General features: G+C 73.5%; 14 protein-coding genes, 1 pseudogene and 1 riboswitch. Of the genes and pseudogenes, 12 read left to right on the forward strand and 3 right to left on the reverse strand.

Features of this window, described 5'->3' with window-relative positions; all coding sequences use genetic code 11:
* Nucleotides 1-75 precede the first annotated feature (75 nt).
* On the reverse strand, nt 76-678 hold the full coding sequence (locus OG294_RS23680; protein ID WP_327068541.1) for a DUF4352 domain-containing protein: 603 nt from the start codon (nt 676-678) through the stop codon (nt 76-78).
* 185 nt (nt 679-863) lie between these two features.
* Here OG294_RS23680 and OG294_RS23685 point away from each other — a divergent pair, with 185 nt between their 5' ends.
* Nucleotides 864-2,942, forward strand: a complete 2,079-nt coding sequence (locus OG294_RS23685) for an N-6 DNA methylase (RefSeq protein WP_327068542.1) — start codon at nt 864-866, stop codon at nt 2,940-2,942.
* A 7-nt stretch (nt 2,943-2,949) separates the two neighbouring features.
* Here the strand turns inward: OG294_RS23685 and OG294_RS23690 are convergent, their stop codons facing one another.
* Nucleotides 2,950-3,336, reverse strand: a complete 387-nt coding sequence (locus tag OG294_RS23690; protein WP_327068543.1) for a VOC family protein — start codon at nt 3,334-3,336, stop codon at nt 2,950-2,952.
* A gap of 267 nt (nt 3,337-3,603) precedes the next feature.
* Between OG294_RS23690 and OG294_RS23695 the strand changes: the two genes are divergently transcribed.
* From OG294_RS23695 to OG294_RS23710, 4 genes are all read left to right on the forward strand, one after another.
* Nucleotides 3,604-4,161 carry a hypothetical protein gene (locus tag OG294_RS23695; protein WP_327068544.1) on the forward strand — a complete coding sequence of 186 codons (558 nt, stop codon included), beginning with the start codon at nt 3,604-3,606 and terminating at the stop codon, nt 4,159-4,161.
* Nucleotides 4,158-5,885: a serine/threonine-protein kinase gene (locus tag OG294_RS23700; RefSeq protein WP_327068545.1), complete on the forward strand. Its 1,728-nt coding sequence runs from the start codon at nt 4,158-4,160 to the stop codon at nt 5,883-5,885. Before OG294_RS23695 ends, OG294_RS23700 begins: the two co-directional genes overlap by 4 nt.
* Nucleotides 5,886-6,039: 154 nt before the next feature.
* Nucleotides 6,040-6,711 carry a hypothetical protein gene (locus OG294_RS23705; protein ID WP_327068546.1) on the forward strand — a complete coding sequence of 224 codons (672 nt, stop codon included), beginning with the start codon at nt 6,040-6,042 and terminating at the stop codon, nt 6,709-6,711.
* A gap of 66 nt (nt 6,712-6,777) precedes the next feature.
* A complete protein-coding gene (locus OG294_RS23710) occupies nt 6,778-7,785 on the forward strand; it encodes a MazG family protein (protein WP_327068547.1) in 1,008 nt (335 codons plus the stop codon).
* 7 nt (nt 7,786-7,792) lie between these two features.
* On the opposite strand, the gene OG294_RS23715 is transcribed toward OG294_RS23710, so the two are convergent.
* Complete coding sequence (locus OG294_RS23715; RefSeq protein WP_327068549.1) at nt 7,793-8,227, reverse strand: hypothetical protein; 435 nt, start codon at nt 8,225-8,227, stop codon at nt 7,793-7,795.
* Nucleotides 8,228-8,375: 148 nt separating this feature from the next.
* Between OG294_RS23715 and OG294_RS23720 the strand changes: the two genes are divergently transcribed.
* The 7 genes and pseudogenes from OG294_RS23720 (at nt 8,376) to OG294_RS23750 (ending at nt 16,524) form a co-directional block, all read left to right on the forward strand.
* Nucleotides 8,376-9,632, forward strand: coding sequence for a cytochrome P450 family protein (locus OG294_RS23720; RefSeq protein ID WP_327068550.1), 1,257 nt, complete (start codon nt 8,376-8,378; stop codon nt 9,630-9,632).
* Between the two features lie 228 nt (nt 9,633-9,860).
* Nucleotides 9,861-10,009: riboswitch (cyclic di-AMP (ydaO/yuaA leader) on the forward strand.
* A gap of 5 nt (nt 10,010-10,014) precedes the next feature.
* Entirely contained in the window at nt 10,015-10,911 is an 897-nt protein-coding gene (locus tag OG294_RS23725; RefSeq protein ID WP_327068551.1) for a LysM peptidoglycan-binding domain-containing protein, read from the forward strand.
* Between the two features lie 205 nt (nt 10,912-11,116).
* On the forward strand, nt 11,117-12,406 hold the full coding sequence (gene eno / locus OG294_RS23730; protein WP_327068552.1) for a phosphopyruvate hydratase: 1,290 nt from the start codon (nt 11,117-11,119) through the stop codon (nt 12,404-12,406).
* 151 nt (nt 12,407-12,557) lie between these two features.
* Nucleotides 12,558-13,013 (forward strand): FtsB family cell division protein, encoded by a 456-nt coding sequence (locus OG294_RS23735; protein WP_327068553.1) that lies wholly within the window; start codon nt 12,558-12,560, stop codon nt 13,011-13,013.
* A gap of 16 nt (nt 13,014-13,029) precedes the next feature.
* A pseudogene (locus tag OG294_RS23740) lies at nt 13,030-13,566 on the forward strand (DUF501 domain-containing protein); the annotation flags it as partial.
* Nucleotides 13,567-13,688: 122 nt separating this feature from the next.
* Entirely contained in the window at nt 13,689-14,633 is a 945-nt protein-coding gene (locus OG294_RS23745; protein WP_327068555.1) for a Ppx/GppA phosphatase family protein, read from the forward strand.
* 508 nt (nt 14,634-15,141) lie between these two features.
* Nucleotides 15,142-16,524, forward strand: coding sequence for an NAD(P)/FAD-dependent oxidoreductase (locus OG294_RS23750; protein ID WP_327068556.1), 1,383 nt, complete (start codon nt 15,142-15,144; stop codon nt 16,522-16,524).
* Nucleotides 16,525-16,575 lie beyond the last annotated feature (51 nt).

Below are 16,575 nucleotides of genomic sequence, written 5' to 3' on the forward strand. Positions count from 1 at the left end.
TCGTGCCACCCGCCGCTTGGTCGTTCCCGGCCGCTTGGTCGTTCCCAGCCGCCGGGCGCCCCGCACCGCCGGGGCTCAGCCGAGGTTCCACTGCCCGGCCTGGTCGGCGAAGCCGCTGTCGAGGCCGAACTGGGTCTTGGCGATCCTGGCGTCGGCGGGCACCTCGAAGGTGATGAAGCCGAGCGCGCTGTCGCCGGGGGCGATGTTCGCGGGGGTGGGGAAGCTCGGGCCGGCGGTGGTGTCGGCGATCACCGCGCTGTAGGACTGGCCCTTGTCGTCGAGCACGCCGGCGCCGTTGTCCGGGGCGTCGCTGTAGGCGGCGGTGCCGGTGTTCTTGATCCGGAACTGCACGGCGATCCAGCGCTTGCCGTCGGCGGGGTGGAAGTCGTTGGCGCTCGGGGCGTTGTCGACCACCTTGACCACGGTGACGTCGGCGGCGGCGCCCTTGTCCATGCCCTTGAGCGCGATGGTGTCGCCGACCTTGGCGTTGGCGGGGGCCTTGCTGCCGCCGGCCGCGGTGCTGGTGGAGCCGGCCGCGGCGGAGTTCTGCACGGGCTTGGTGCTGACCGTGCTGGTGCCGGTCGGCCCGCAGGCGGTGGTGGCCAGGGCCAGCAGGGCGGTGCCCGCCAGCAGACCGAGCGAGCTGGAGCGGCGGCGGGCGGTGGTGGTGCTGCGCATGGCGGGTCCCTCGGTTTTCAGGTGATCGCCCCGGTTGGCGACAGGTACATCACAGCAGAGTGCTGTGAACGTCGTCAACAGAAAAATGAAAAACCTCTCTGTTCACGTGTGAACGAGGAGGTCGGGGCCGGGTGGCTATGCTGGATGATCACAGTCGCTGTTGCCGCCTTCGCCGAGGAGCCGCCATGCCGCCGAGTCCCGAGGTCACCGCCGTCGAGATCGCCCGGCTCGCCGGGGTCGGGCGGGCGGCCGTCAGCAACTGGCGCAAGCGGCACGCCGACTTCCCGCAGCCGGTGGGCGGCAGCGAGGCCAGCCCCACCTTCGCGCTGCCCCAGGTCGAGGACTGGCTCCGCCGCCAGGGCAAGATCGCCGAACTGCCGCTGGTGGAGCGCTGCCGCCAGCAGCTCGACGCGCTGCGCGACCCGGCCGGGAACCCGGGGGCCCCGCTGCTGCCGGCCGGCGCCTTCCTGCTCCTGCTGCACCGGGCGCCCCGGCGCTGGGCCGCGCTGGCCGGCGAGCCGGACACCCGGCTCGCCCTGGCGCTGCCCCGGGCGGTGGCCGAGGTCGTGGGCGAGCTGCTCGGCGACACGGGGCTCGGGCTGCTGGAGCTTCCGACGCTCTACGGCAGCACGCAGCTCGAGCTCTGCCGGATGCTGGCCCGGCTGACGGCGGAGCAGGGTGCCGCCGCGGCCTACGAAGCGCTGCTCACCACCTCCCGGCAGTCCGGCCAGCTGCCGCCGGAGGCCGCGGCCCTGCTCCTCGCGCTCGCCGGTGGGCCCGCGAGCATCCTCGACCCGTCCTGCGGGCTCGGCGCCGTCCTGCGCGCCGCCCCGGCCGACGCCGTGCGCCACGGTCAGGAGCGCGACCCGGTGACGGCCGGCGCCGCGCTGCTGCGGCTCGCGCTGCAGGCCGCTCCGGACGCTCCGGTGCCGCTGCCGCTGCACCTGGCCACCGGGGACGCGCTGCGTGCCGACGCCGACCCCGCGCTGCTCGTCGACGCGGTGCTCTGCCGCCCGCCGTACAACGAACGCGACTGGGGGTACGAGGAGTTGCGCTACGACGCGCGCTGGCTCTTCGACCAGACGCCACCGCGCGCCGAGCCCGAACTGGCCTGGCTGCTGCACTGCCTGGCGCACACCCGCCCCGGTGGTCTGACCGCGCTGCTGCTGCCGCCCACCGTCGCCTCCCGCCGCTCGGGCCGCCGCCTGCGCGCCGAACTCCTGCGCACCGGCGCGCTGCGCGCCGTCCTCGCGCTGCCGGCGGGGGCGGCACCGCCCTACGGCGTGCCGCTCCACCTGTGGCTGCTGCGCCGGCCCGATCCGCGGGCCGCTGCGCCGACCCGTCGGCTGCTGCTGCTGGACGCGACCGCCACCCAGCCCGAGCAGTTCGACTGGCCGATCCTGCACCGCACGGTGCTGGACGGCTGGCAGGCCTTCGACGCCGGTGGCGAGGTGGTCGAGCGGCCGGGCGTCCACCGGGTGCTGGACTCGATCGAGCTGCTCGACGACGACACCGACCTCGCCCCGGCCCGCCACCTGCCGCCGCCGACCCCGGCGGGCGGCGCCTCGGCGCTGGCCGACCAGCGCGGGCGATTGGGCGAACTGCTCTCCACACTGGCCGAGTTGGATCAGCGGCTGCCGGTCGTCGCGGAGACCGGGGCCGGCCAGGGTGCCCCGATGACCACCATCGGCGAGCTGGCCCGCGCCGGCGCCCTGGAGCTCTTCTCCTCCGGCACCGGCCCGGCCGTCCGGCCGTGGGCCGAGGACCCGTCAGCCACCCCCGTGCTGACCGAGCAGGACCTCGCCGCCGGCCGCCGCCCGAGCGCCGCGCTGGCCGAGGCCGGTGCACCGGGCGAGGGCGCGGCCCTGCTCGCCCGACCCGGCGACGTGCTGGTCGCGGCCCTGGGCGGCGCCAGTGCGCTGGTCGTCCGCCCCGGCGACCCGGCCGACGGCGCGGCTCTCGGCGCGCGCCTGCACCTGCTGCGTCCCGATCCGGCTCTGCTCGACCCGGAGTTCCTGGCGGGACGCCTGCGTTCCACCGCCGGTGCGCGCTCCGCCAGCAGCCACGCCTCCACCACCTCCCGTCTCGACGTCCGCCGGGTCCAGGTGCCCCGGTTGCCGATCGGGAGCCAGCGGGAGTTGGGCGAGGCCTTCGGCCGGATCGCCGCCTTCGCCGCCGGTCTGCGCCAGGCCGAGGAGCTGGGGCGGCAGTTGGCCCAGGGGCTGACGGACGGCCTGGCGGACGGCGGGCTGTCGCTGGGGTGAGTGGGACTCAGTTCTCCTGCAGCACCGCGAGGATGTTCCCCGCCGGGTCGGTGAACCACGCGATGTGCGGGCCGCCGCCGCGGAAGATGCCCTTCTCGTCGGTGGCCAGCCCGGGGTAGCGCTCGAACCGCACCCCGCGCCCGGCCAGCTCGTCGACGGCTTGCTCGACGTCGGCCACCGGGAAGTTGAGGACGGTGAACGACGCCGGGGCGTGGTCCTCCTTCGGGTAGATCAGCACCTCGCCGCCGCCGGGCAGGTGCAGGCGCAGCAGCCGGTACTGCTGCTCCATGGTCAGGTCGGAGACGTTCAGCCCCAGGGTCTCGGCGTAGAAGTGCTTGGCCTGGTCGAGGTCGTTCACGGAGAAGCTGCTGAAGGCCTTGCTGTTGTCGAACATGGCGCGTCGTCCTGCTCTCGGTCGCCGGCCGCGCGGAGTTGCGGGCCTGCGTCCGATGATCCGGAGGCGGCCGGTCGTTGCGCCGCCAACACGCTGGGAGCGGGCCGGGAAGCGGCGTCCGCCCGCGGGTGCGCACCGCCGCGGACGGGTCCGTGCTGGTCGCAGGCGGGGGAGGGGGCGTAGCGTGGGCGCGATTTTGTCGGTGGGGACTTCTTCGCGTGGGGGCGGATACGCATGGCTGGCCAGTTTCCCGGGTAGTTCGGGCCGGTGGTGCCGGCGCCGGCGAAGGGGCCGTTCGGGGCGGGCGCGCGGGTGCTGCTCTGCCTGGTGGCGGTTCTGACGGGCGGCGTGCTCGGGTTCGTTCCCGCGGTGGCGCTGGCCGCGCGGCGCAGGCGGCGGGCGGACGTGCTGGGGGCGGTGGTGGTCGGGGCGCTGGCGGTGCTGCTGGTCGCCTGCGCGGTGATCGCGGGCGGGGACAAGCACGCGACGGTGGCCAACGGGACGGGCCAGGCCCTGGTGGGGGTGCTGATGCTCGGGGCGCCCGTGCACTTCCTGCTGATGGACCGTCGGCAGGTGTGGGGCGCGCCGTCCCCGGCGCCGCTGCCCGGGTACTGGCAGCCGGTGCCGGCGCCGGTGTACCAGCAGCCGGTGCCCCGGCCGGCCGGGCCCGTCCCGATGTACCAGCAACCCCAGACCCAGACCCAGACCCAACCCCAACCCCAACCCCAACCCCAACCGCAGACGCAGCCGGCCGCCGCGCCGCTGGACGAGTTGCAGCAGCTCGGCGAGCTGCTGCGCCGGCAGGCCGAGGACGGTGGGCGGTGAGCGCCGGGGCGGCCCGGGTGATCGGCGGCCGCTACCGGCTGGCCGAGAAGATCGGGCACGGCGGGATGGGCCAGGTGTGGGCCGGCTACGACGAGCGGCTCGACCGGCGGGTCGCGGTGAAGCTGCTGCGCACCGAGGCGCTGCTGGTCGGCGCCCAGGGCCCGGAGATCGAGCAGCGCCGCGCCGAGCTGCGGCGGCGGTTCCTGCGCGAGTGCCGGATCACCGCGGGTCTCGACCACCCCGGTCTGGTCACCGTCTTCGACGCGGGCGAGGACGACGGCGAGCTCTACCTGGTGATGCAGCGGCTGCCCGGCGTCGGGCTGGGCGACCTGATCGCCGAGGAGGCCCCGTTCCCGGTCCCGTGGGCGGTCGCCGTGGCCGCCCAGATCTGCGCGGCGCTCTCGGTGGTGCACGCCGTCCCGGTGGTGCACCGGGACCTGAAGCCGAGCAATGTGATGGTCCGCCCGGACGGCCGGGTGGTCGTCCTCGACCTGGGCATCGCCACCGCGCTGGACGGCGAGCACACCCGGCTCACCATGACCGGCGTGCCGATCGGCAGCCCCTCCTACATGGCGCCCGAGCAGGCGCTCTCCGGGGCGGTGGACGCGCGCAGCGACCTGTACGCGCTGGGCTGCCTGCTCCACGAGATGCTGGCGGGCGAGGAGCCGTTCCGGGCGCCGACCGCGCTCGGCGTGCTGCGCCGCCAGGTGGACGAGGCGCCGGTGCCGCTGCGGCGGCTGCGGCCCGAGGTGCCGGCGGAGCTGGAGGCGCTGGTGCTGGAGCTGCTGGCCAAGCCGCCGGCCGACCGCCCGCGCGACGCGCAGGCCGTCTTCCAGCGACTGCGTCCGCTGCTGCCGGGCGACGCGGGCGGGCCGCGTCCGGCGTACGGGCCGGTGCCGGATCCGACCGGGCCGTTCCGCCACCCGAACCAGCCGCTGCCGGGCGGGCCCGGCGGCGCGGGCGCCCTCCCGCCGGCGCCGCCCGCCGGTTCCACCGCCGTCCGCCTCACCGGTCAGACCGAGCTCGCCGCCGCCTGCGGCCGGGTCTCCGACCTGCTCGCCGCCCACCGCTACGCCGAGGTGATCGACCTCGCCGGACGGCTGCTCCCGCTCGCCCGGGCCGCGCACGGCGACGGTGCGCCGCTGGTCCGCACCCTGCGCACGATCTACGCGCGCACCCTGCTCCAGGAGGGTCAGTACCGGGCCGCGCTGCCCGAGTACCAGCTGCTGGCGGCCGGTGCGGCGGCCGAGGGCGGGCCGCGGGCCCCGCAGGCGCTGGACCACCGTCGCAAGGCCGCCGCCTGTCTGGAACAACTGGGGCGGGGACCCGAGGCGTTGGCGGAGTACCGGGCGCTGCTGGCCGACCACACCGTGCGCCTGGAGCAGGGCCAGGACACCGACCCGTCGCGCTGCTTCGACCTGCGGGAGCGGATCGGGCTGCTGCTGGCGGGCTCGGGGGAGACCGAAGGCGCCTGGGAGTGGCTGCTCGCGCTGCTCTTCGACCGCGAGCCGCTGCTGGGCCCGCACCACCCGGAGGTGCTCCGGCTGCGGCAGCACCTGGAGCAGCTGGGGCGCCACCGCCGCACCGGACCGCAGCCGCCGCAGGCCGTGCCGCCGTCGGCCTGGCAGCCCGCGCCCGCCGCGCCGCCGCCACTGGACCCGCGCACCGGCAGCTGGCCGTCCTACCCGCCGCAGGCGTCGGCCTGGCACCCGAACCGGCTCTGATCGGCCACCGCCCCAGCGGATGTGATGATCAGTCAGATGAGCTGTTCGAGCTCACTCGTTCGGTGCAACATCTGGGCAACGGGCGGGCGGGCTCTCTATTGTCGTGTCCCGTCAGGAGTCAGACGTCGCCGCAGCCCCGCCCGGGAGGCCCCGCGTGATCCGCAGCAGCTCCGTCCACCGCTTTGCCGCTCGCCGCGTTCCCGTCCGCCGCGGACACCGCCTGGTGCCCGCGGCCGGGGTGGTGCTGGCGGCAGTGCTGCTCAGCGCCTGCGGTGCGCAGTCACCGCATCCGGGGGCCGCCGCGGTGGTGGGCCGGGACCGGATCACCGAGGCCGCGGTCGAGGCGCGGGTGGCCGAGTTCCGTGCGCAGGCCGCCGAGCTGCCCAGCGGCCAGTACCAGGAGCAGGCCGGCCTGGTGGGGGCGACGGTCTCCGGGATGGTCTTCGGCGACGTGGTCGACTACGCGCTGGCCCAGCACCAGCTGTCCGTGAGCGACACCGAGGTGGCCCAGCTCCGGGCCGACCAGGCGCAGGCCTGGGGCGGCGAGACGGGGCTGGAGCAGATGCTGCTGCTCAAGCACGCGGTGCCGGCGGGGGAGATCGACGGCTTCTACCGCGAGCAGATCGGCCTGCAGAAGCTGGTGGCCCAGAGCGGGCAGCAACTGGGCACCACCGACGGCAACAAGACGATCCATCAGCTGCTGGCCGAGGCGGCGAGCGAGCTGAAGGTGACGGTCAACCCGCGCTACGGCAGCTGGGACGTCCAGCAGTCGGTGCTGGACAGCCCCACCGAGGACTGGCTGCCCCAGTCCGGCGCCGCCTCCTGACCACCCCGTCCGGACCACTCCCCGCGCCCACCCCGCCGGCCCGCTCCGGGCGGTAGGTTCGGGGGTGTGGACACCGTGATCGACGCCCCGAAGCTGACCCTGCTCACCACGACCCACCGGGTCGCCCCCGGCCTGCTCAGCTGGCCCGCCTGGTCGGCGCTGCAGGCCGCGCCGCTGGTGCTGGCCGCCGACCCGGCGCACCCCCAGCTGCCCGCGCTGGCCCAGGCCGGGGTGACCGTGGAGCTGGTGGCGCGCGACAGCGCGCCGGCCCTGGCCAGGCTGCTCACCGGGCGGGCGCCGGTGCTCTTCCTGGGCAGCCAGGACGGCGACCCGGGGCTGACCGACGCGCTGGCCAGGATCGCGGTCGAGCAGGCCGGGCAGGCGCCCGAGATCGAGCTGCTGCCGGGCTCCTACGACCTGCCCGGTGCCCGGCTGCTCGACCTGGTCGCCGTGATGGACCGGCTGCGCTCGCCCGGCGGCTGCCCCTGGGACGCCGAGCAGACCCACGCCTCGCTGGTGAAGTACCTGGTGGAGGAGGCGTACGAGCTGGTCGAGGCGATCGAGCAGGACGACCGCGCGACCCTGCGCGAGGAGCTCGGCGACGTGCTGCTCCAGGTCTTCTTCCACGCCCGGATCGCCGAGGAGCACGCCGAGGACCCGTTCTCCATCGACGAGGTGGCCGGGGCGATCGTCGACAAGCTGGTCTACCGCCACCCGCACGTCTTCGGCGACTCGGACGCGGCCACCACCGACCAGGTGGAGGCCAACTGGGAGGCGCTCAAGGCCGCCGAGAAGCAGGACCGGGAGTCGGTCCTGGACGGCGTGCCGGCGGGCCTGCCGGCCCTGGCGTACGCGGCCAAGCTGGTCTCGCGGGTGCGCCGGGCCGGTTTCACCGGCGTGCCCGACGCCCCGTACGCGCTGCCGGCCGAGCTGACCGAGGAGTCGGCGGGCGCACTGCTGCTGGCCGTGGTGCAGCGGGCCCACGACGCGAAGGTGGACCCGGACGCGGCGCTGCGGGCGGCCGCGCGCGCCTACCGGGAGGCGGTGCGGGCCGCCGAGGGGCTGCCGGCCTAGGGCCTGCCTACGGGCGGACGCCCTCGGCCTGCCGCTGGGCCGGGACGGCCTCGCCGAGCGCCGTCCCGAGGGCCTCGCCGATCGCCTCGCTCAGCGGGTCGAGCAGCTCGGCGAGGCGGTGGAGGCGGCCGGGCAGCTCGGCCATCGTGACGATCTTCTCGCCGTCCGGGCCGGCCACGCAGAACAGGTCGATCGGGCCCAGGTGCTTCTCGGCGGTGTCGACCAGCGCGGCGATGTCGCTCGGCTGGTGGATGTCGGAGCTGACGCCGACCACCGGGCAGCCGATCCGGTCCAGGGCGGTGGCCAGGTCCTCGGCGACGCCGACCCGGGGGTCGGCGATCAGCAGGCCGGCGGCGCCCGCCGCGGCGAACCGACGGGCCGGCCCGTCGCCGTCGCCGCCGTCGAGTACCGCGATAACCACCACTGCCCCGGCTACCCGCATGGCCTGCTCCTCCCTGGGGGCACCGCCGCACTGCGTCGCCCGCCAACCACGTATCGGAGGATCGTAGGCTCCAGCTGACCCTCCGCAACAGGGATTACCCGCCAGGTGACCAGACTCACTCCTGGCGGCGACCGGATACGGTCAGAACATGTCCGACCAGCCTGATTCGCCCCCGCCCACCCTCTTCACCTGGGAGTTCGCGGCCGACCCCTACCCGGCGTACGCCTGGCTGCGGGAACACGCGCCGGTGCACCGCACCACCTTGCCGAGCGGGGTTGACGCCTGGCTGGTCACCCGTTATGCGGACGCCCGGCAGGCGCTGGCCGACGCCCGGCTCTCCAAGAACCCGGCGCACCACAGCGAGCAGGCGCACCGCACGGGACGGGTGGGGATCCCGGGGGAGCGTCAGGCCGACCTGATGACGCACCTGCTGAACATCGACCCGCCCGACCACACCCGGCTGCGCCGCCTGGTCTCCAAGGCCTTCACCCCGCGCAGGGTGGCCGAGTTCGAGCCCCGGGTGCAGCAGCTGACGGACCGGTTGATCGACGGCTTCGCGGCCCGCGGCTCGGCCGACCTGATCCACGAGTTCGCCTTCCCGCTGCCGATCTACGCGATCTGCGACCTGCTCGGCGTGCCGGCCGAGGACCAGGACGACTTCCGGGACTGGGCCGGCATGATGATCCGCCACGGCGGCGGCCCGCGCGGCGGCGTGGCGCGCGCGGTCAAGCGGATGCGCACCTACCTGGCCGAGCTGATCCACCGCAAGCGGGCCGACCCCGGGGACGACCTGATCTCCGGTCTGATCCGGGCCAGCGACCACGGTGAGCACCTCACCGAGAACGAGGCCGCGGCGATGGCGTTCATCCTGCTGTTCGCGGGGTTCGAGACCACGGTCAATCTGATCGGCAACGGCCTGTACTCACTGATGAACCAGCCGCTCCAGCGGGCCCGGCTGCAGGAGTCCATCGCGCGCGGCGAGCGCGGGCTGCTGGCCACCGGGGTCGAGGAGTTGCTGCGCTTCGACGGCCCGGTGGAGCTGGCCACCTGGCGGTTCGCCACCGAGCCGTTGACCATCGGCGGGGTGCGGATCCCGGTGGGGGACCCGGTGTTGGTGGTGCTCGCGGCGGCCGACCGGGACCCGGCCAGGTTCGAGCGCCCCGACACCCTTGACCTGGCCCGCCGGGACAACCCGCACCTCGGCTTCGGGCACGGCATCCACTACTGCATCGGCGCTCCGCTGGCCCGACTTGAGGGCCAGGCTGCACTCGCCACCCTGCTGACCCGGTTGCCCGATCTCCGGCTCGCCGCGGACCCCGCCGAACTGCGGTGGCGTGGCGGTCTGATCATGCGCGGCCTGCGCGAACTCCCTGTTTCGTTCATGCCCGAAGCTGCCGCGAAGTGACGGAACGGCAGCTCTGACGGCGTGTCGAAGTCCGTTGTCCGGTGCGGTCTGAATGACCATCAACCCGGACAAACAAGACCAGTTGGTAGGCGATCGATCGCGCTCCGTAATTTTCATGTGATGTACGCGATATGAGCTTGTGATCGGTCCGTCAATCTGCTTACCCTCCCTGGAGTTCGCTGCTGCGAACCCCGGAGTGCGGAACGCCGAGTCCTGCCCGTCGCGCTCCCGGGACACCGACCGACACCCGGGCAGGGGCGGGGGACCCAGGATTTTCTGCCGTCTCCCACGGCTAGGGGTGAAGCCGCGTCAGCGGCCGGGCCAACCTCACGGGCCCGAACCCGACAGCTCACCTCGCAGGCGTGCGGAGAGGGATAGCTTCATGCTGCTCACTGGCAATGGCCGGCACCGCCGTCGTACCCAGGCCGAGAAGGCGATCGCCGCGGCCGGCGTGGCCGGCGTCGGCCTCGCGGTTCCGCTGCTCACCGCGACCAGCGCGCACGCCGCCCCGGTCTCGGTCTGGGACCAGGTCGCCAACTGCGAGAGCACCAACAACTGGTCGATCAACAGTGGCAACGGTTTCTACGGTGGCCTGCAGTTCACCTCCTCGACCTGGGCCGCGTACGGCGGCACCCAGTACGCCGCGCAGGCCAACCAGGCCAGCAAGGCCCAGCAGATCTCGGTCGCCGAGCGGGTGCTGGCGGACCAGGGCCCGGGCGCCTGGCCGGTCTGCTCGGTCAAGGCCGGGCTGAGCAAGGGCGGCGCCTCGGCCGCCCTCGACGCGAGCGCCGACTCGGGCGCGGCCCAGCAGCAGAGCGCGCCGCAGGAGCAGTCGGCGACCCGGCAGTCGAAGCCGCAGCCCCAGCAGCAGGCCCAGCCCCAGCAGCAGACGCAGCCTCAGCAGTCGGCCGCGCCGAACTTCCCGGGGAAGGCCGGCTGGGACGCGGACGGCAAGGTGTTCTGGTACCAGAAGGACGGCGGCTGGTACTGGACCAGCCACCAGAGCGTGTACAACCAGTACGCCGCCCCTGCCCAGGCTCCCGCCCAGGCCCCGGTCCAGACCCCCGTCCAGGTCCCCGCTCCTGCCGCGCCCGCCGCTGCGGCGCAGGCCGCCCCGGCCGGTCACGGCTACACGGTGCAGGCCGGCGACACCCTCTCCTCCATCGCCCGGGCCCAGCACCTGACCGGCGGCTGGCAGCAGCTGTACCAGGCCAACCACTCGACGGTGGGCGGCGATCCGAACCTGATCATGCCGGGCCAGCAGCTGCACTTCGGCTGACGGGCCGACGAAAGCGCGCGGGGTGCCCCGGGACGTGGCCCCGGCGACGCCCCGCGCGCTTTCGAGTGAACTACTCGCGGGTAGCCGAGCCACACCGTGAGACGGCACCCAGGCCTGGACGGCCCGGGCGGCCGGTGCGGTTAGGCTCTGGTCGTAACGACTCCGTTCCACGTCCGCAGGACCGCTTCCGTCTAGGAGATGCCTCGTGCCGTCCATTGATGTCGTCGTCGCCCGTGAGATTCTCGACTCGCGCGGCAACCCCACGGTCGAGGTCGAGGTCGGCCTCGACGACGGCAGCACCGGCCGTGCCGCTGTCCCGTCCGGCGCCTCCACCGGCGCGTTCGAGGCGCTGGAGCTGCGCGACGGTGACAAGAACCGCTACTTCGGCAAGGGTGTGGAGAAGGCCGTCCTCGCCGTGATCGAGCAGATCGGCCCGGAGCTGGTCGGCTACGACGCCACCGAGCAGCGGCTGATCGACCAGGCGATGCTCGACCTGGACGCCACCCCGGACAAGTCCTCGCTGGGCGCCAACGCGATCCTCGGCGTCTCGCTGGCCGTCGCGCACGCCGCCTCCGAGGCCAGCGACCTGCCGCTCTTCCGCTACCTGGGCGGCCCGAACGCGCACGTGCTGCCGGTCCCGATGATGAACATCCTCAACGGTGGGTCGCACGCCGACTCCAACGTCGACATCCAGGAGTTCATGATCGCGCCGATCGGTGCGGAGTCCTTCTCCGAGGCCGTTCGCTGGGGCGTGGAGGTGTACCACACGCTCAAGGGCGTGCTGAAGGAGCGCGGCCTGTCCACCGGCCTGGGCGACGAGGGCGGCTTCGCGCCGAACCTGGACAGCAACCGCGAGGCGCTGGACCTGATCACCGAGGCGATCAAGAAGGCCGGCTACGTGCCCGGCAAGGACGTCGCGCTCGCGCTGGACGTGGCCGCCTCCGAGTTCTACAAGGACGGCGCCTACCAGTTCGAGGGCAAGCCGCTGTCCGCCGCCGAGCTGATCGACTACTACGCCGACCTGGTCGACAACTACCCGCTGGTCTCCATCGAGGACCCGCTGGACGAGTCCGACTGGGACGGCTGGAAGGCCATGACCGACAAGCTGGGCGCCAAGGTCCAGCTGGTCGGTGACGACCTGTTCGTGACCAACCCGGCCCGCCTGGCCCAGGGCATCGAGACCGGCACCGCCAACGCGCTGCTGGTGAAGGTGAACCAGATCGGCTCGCTGACCGAGACCCTGGACGCCGTCGAGCTGGCCCAGCGCAACGGCTACCGCTGCATGATGTCGCACCGCTCCGGCGAGACCGAGGACGTCACCATCGCCGACCTGGCCGTCGCCACCAACTGCGGCCAGATCAAGACCGGCGCCCCGGCCCGCTCCGAGCGCGTCGCCAAGTACAACCAGCTGCTGCGCATCGAGGAGATCCTCGACGACGCCGCCGAGTACGCGGGTCGCGCGGCCTTCCCGCGGTTCCGCTTCGCGGACCAGTGAGCACCGGAAGTTCGAGGGCTGAACCCGAGGGCTGAGCACCACCCTCGCAGCACGCCTGACCGATGCCCCGGCCGTCGCCCCGTAGGGTGGACGCCGGGGCACCGGCACGACTGGGGCCGGTACGAGCGGACGGATCGGGAGGGGTCAGGAGATGGCACGCTGGAAGATCCCGGGCCTGGCCGGCCGGCCGCGGTTCACCTCCCGGGCCACCGTGCTGGTCCTGGTGCTCTGCTCGCTGGTGGCGATCCTCGCCTACCCGACCCGGCAGTTCATGAACCAGCGCGCCCAGATCAGCGACCAGCGGGTCAAGGCCGAGCAGGCCCGCCAGCAGGTGGAACAGCTGAAGACCGAGTGGGCCCGCTGGCAGGACCCGATGTTCGTCAAGGCCCAGGCCCGCGAGCGCCTGCACTACGCGCTGCCCGGCGAGACCCCGTTCGTCTCCATCGACCCCACCCCCTCGGCCACGCCCCCCCAGCCCGCCGGCGCCGGGTCCCCGCAGGCCGCCGCGAAGGCGGCCAAGCCCTGGTACGCCGCCGTCTGGGACTCGGTGGACGCGGCTGCCGCCCCTGCCCCCACCCCCGCCCCGTCTGGGGCTCCCGCCCCGTGAGAAGACTGCAGAACTGATGAGCACTGAGAACCAGAGCGCCGCCGCCCAGCCCGCCAAGGACGAGCCGGTCGCCGATCGCGACCTCGCCGCGGTGGCGGCCCAGCTCGGGCGCGTCCCGCGCGGCACCCGGGCGGTGGCGCACCGCTGCCCGTGCGGCAACCCCGACGTGGTGGAGACCGCTCCCCGGCTGCCCGACGGCACCCCGTTCCCGACCCTCTACTACCTGACCTGCCCCAAGGCCGCCTCGCTGATCGGCACCCTGGAGGCGGACGGGGTGATGAAGGATCAGACCGCGCGGCTGGCCGAGGACCCGGAGCTGGCGGCGGCCTACCAGAAGGCGCACGAGGACTACATCGCCCGCCGTGACGCCATCGAGGTGCTGGAGGGCTTCCCGTCGGCCGGCGGCATGCCGGACCGGGTGAAGTGCCTGCACGTGCTGGTCGGCCACTCGCTGGCGGCCGGACCCGGCGTCAACCCGCTGGGGGACGAGGCGCTCGCGATGCTGCCCGAGTGGTGGCGCAAGGGCCCCTGCGTGAGCGAGCAGGCCGTCGAGAGCGGCATCGCCGCCCTCGAGGCCCAGCGGGCCCAGCAGGAGGACCACGCGGCCGTGATCGCCGCCAAGGAGCAGAAGACCGCGGAGCGCGCGGCCAAGCGCGAGCAGCAGGAGGAGCAGGAATGACGGCCACCCGGGTCGCCGCGGTCGACTGCGGCACCAACTCGATCCGCCTGCTGATCGCGGACCTCGATCCGCGCACCGGCGAGATCACCGACCTGGACCGCCGGATGCTGATCGTGCGGCTCGGCCAGGACGTGGACCGCACCGGGCGGCTGGCCCCCGAGGCGCTGGAGCGCACCTTCGCCGCCTGCCGCGAGTACGCGGCCGTCATCGCCGAGTACGGCGTGGGCCCGGAGCGCACCCGCTTCGTGGCCACCAGCGCCTCCCGGGACGCGGAGAACGCCGCCGAGTTCACCAAGGGCGTGCGCGAGATCCTGGGGGCCGAGCCCGAGGTGGTCAGCGGTGACGAGGAGGCCCAGCTCTCCTTCACCGGCGCCACCAAGGAGCTCACCGGCCTGCCCGCGGTGCCCGCCCCCTACCTGGTCTTCGACCTGGGCGGCGGCTCGACCGAGTTCGTGCTGGGCGGCGGGCGGGTGCAGGCCGCGCGCTCGGTGGACATCGGCTGCGTGCGGCTGACGGAGCGCCACTTCGCCGGCGTCGAGCTGCCGACCGAGGAGCGGATCGCGGCGGCCAGGGCCGACATCGAGGCGGCGCTGGACCTGGCCGCCGAGGTGGTGCCGCTGACCGAGGCCGCCTCGCTGGTGGGCCTGGCCGGCACCGTCACCACGGTCGCCGCCATCGCGCTGGACCTGCCCGCCTACGACTCGCAGGCGGTGCACCACTCGCGGCTCACGCTGGCGCAGGTGCGCGAGGTGACCGGGCGGCTGCTGCGCAGCACCCACGCCGAGCGGGCCGCGATCCCGGTCATGCACCCGGGCCGGGTGGACGTGATCGGGGCCGGCGCGCTGGTGCTCCTGTCGATCATGGAGCGGACCGGGGCCGCGGAGCTGGTGGTCAGCGAGCACGACATCCTGGACGGGATCGCCTGGAGCGTGGCCGGCTGACGGTCGTTCCGAAGGCCCGCCGGGACCCTGCGGAGTCCCCGGCGGGCCGGGCGCCACTGGTCCGCCGAGGCTGCGGAGAGAGACCGGTGGGCTGCGGAGAGAGACCGGAAGGGCCGCTGCGGGCTCCTTGATCGTGCGACGGGCGCGGCGCCGCGAAAAACCTTCGTGAATTTCTTCACATGGCGATCCCGCCTTTCGGCGCACTCCGATGGGCGGTTCGTCCTGATTGGTGGGACCGAAGGCCGCCGACCGGGCTTGCCCGCTGGATCCCAGGCGGGGCTTCGGATCGGCCGGTGGAATCGAAACAGCGCTCGGTCGCATCGCTGGAAGCCGGATCGTTGCTGCTCAACCGGGGCGCCGGAGGCCGAGCCTCCGGACGGTCCGGGCGGGGGCCCGCTGACCCACCCTCAGGGGCCCGGATGGGGGCGGGCAGTGTAGCAGAGGCTGTCCAGACGGTTGTGACGGGCCTCACGATGGGTGCTCCGAACGGTGCTGGATACTTTCCGATATGAGCACCACGGAGCGTCCTCGCATCCTCATTGTCGGCGGTGGTTACGTCGGCCTGTATGCCGCGATGCGCATCCTCAAGAAGATGCGCTACGGGGAGGCGACCGTCACGGTCGTCGACCCGCGGTCGTACATGACGTACCTGCCCTTCCTTCCCGAGGCGGCCGGCGGCAACGTCGCGCCTCGCAACCTCGTCGCGCCGCTGCGCAGCGCCCTGAAGAACGCGGAGGTGCTCACCGGTCACGTGACCGAGGTGGACCACGCGCGCAAGGTCGCCACCATCGCGCCGCTGGCCGGCGACACCTACGAGCTGCCCTTCGACTACCTCGTCGTGGCCACCGGCTCGGTCTCCCGCACCTTCCCGATCCCCGGCCTGGCCGAGCACGGCATCGGCATGAAGACGGTCGAAGAGGCGATCAGCCTCCGCAACCACGTCATGGCGCAGCTGGACAAGGCGGAGTCCACCGCGGACCCCGAGATCCGGCGCAAGGCCCTCACCTTCGTGATCATCGGCGGCGGCTTCGCCGGCGTCGAGACCATCGCCGAGGTCGAGGACATGGCGCGGGACGCGGCGAAGATCTACAAGACCGTCAGCCGCGACGACATGCGCTTCATCCTGGTCGAGGCGGCCAACCGGATCCTGCCCGAGATGGGCCCGGACCTCGGCCTGTGGACCAAGCAGAAGCTCGAAGAGCGCAACATCGAGATCTACATCGAGACTTCGATGGACTCCTGCATCGACGGCCACGTCGTGCTGAAGAACGGCATCGAGGCCGACGCCTCCACCATCGTGTGGACCGCGGGCGTCAAGCCCAACCCGGCCGTGGCCAGCTTCGGTCTGCCGCTGGGCCCGCGTGGTCACGTCGACACCGCCCCGACCCTGCAGGTCCAGGGCTTCGACTACGTCTGGGCCGCCGGCGACAACGCCCAGGTGCCGGACCTCGCCGTCGGCGAGGGCGCCTGGTGCCCGCCGAACGCCCAGCACGCGGTGCGTCAGGCGATCGTGCTCGGCGACAACGTGATCTCCGGCATGCGGGGCTTCCCGCAGGCCGAGTACAAGCACAAGAACCTCGGTGCGGTCGCCGGTCTGGGCCTGCACAAGGGTGTGGCGATCCTCTTCGGCAAGTACAAGCTGAAGGGCCGTCCGGCCTGGTGGTTCCACCGCCTGTACCACGGCAGCCGGGTGCCGACCATGAACCGCAAGATCCGGGTCTTCACCGACTGGACGCTCGCGATGTTCCTCAAGCGCGAGACGGTCGGCCTCTCGGAGATGGAGAAGCCGTTCGGCGCCTTCCAGGAGGTCACCCCCGTCGTCGTCCCGAAGCCGGCCGCGCCGGTGGACGGCAAGGCGGACCAGGCCGACAAGGCGCTCGCGAGCAAGTAAGCAGCGACTGACCCCGGCAGTAGGGAGCCGGGGTGTGAGTCGGAGGCCCTC

It is taken from the genome of Kitasatospora sp. NBC_01302, assembly GCF_035976515.1.
GTDB lineage: Bacteria > Actinomycetota > Actinomycetes > Streptomycetales > Streptomycetaceae > Kitasatospora.

Coding starts and splice junctions, on each gene's coding strand:
- OG294_RS23680 (WP_327068541.1), bottom strand. CDS start 678: ATGCGCAGCACCACCACCGCCCGCCGCCGCTCCAGCTCGCTCGGTCTG.
- OG294_RS23750 (WP_327068556.1), top strand. CDS start 15,142: ATGAGCACCACGGAGCGTCCTCGCATCCTCATTGTCGGCGGTGGTTAC.
- OG294_RS23735 (WP_327068553.1), top strand. CDS start 12,558: ATGGCACGCTGGAAGATCCCGGGCCTGGCCGGCCGGCCGCGGTTCACC.
- OG294_RS23685 (WP_327068542.1), top strand. CDS start 864: ATGCCGCCGAGTCCCGAGGTCACCGCCGTCGAGATCGCCCGGCTCGCC.
- OG294_RS23745 (WP_327068555.1), top strand. CDS start 13,689: ATGACGGCCACCCGGGTCGCCGCGGTCGACTGCGGCACCAACTCGATC.
- OG294_RS23690 (WP_327068543.1), bottom strand. CDS start 3,336: ATGTTCGACAACAGCAAGGCCTTCAGCAGCTTCTCCGTGAACGACCTC.
- OG294_RS23725 (WP_327068551.1), top strand. CDS start 10,015: ATGCTGCTCACTGGCAATGGCCGGCACCGCCGTCGTACCCAGGCCGAG.
- OG294_RS23720 (WP_327068550.1), top strand. CDS start 8,376: ATGTCCGACCAGCCTGATTCGCCCCCGCCCACCCTCTTCACCTGGGAG.
- OG294_RS23715 (WP_327068549.1), bottom strand. CDS start 8,227: ATGCGGGTAGCCGGGGCAGTGGTGGTTATCGCGGTACTCGACGGCGGC.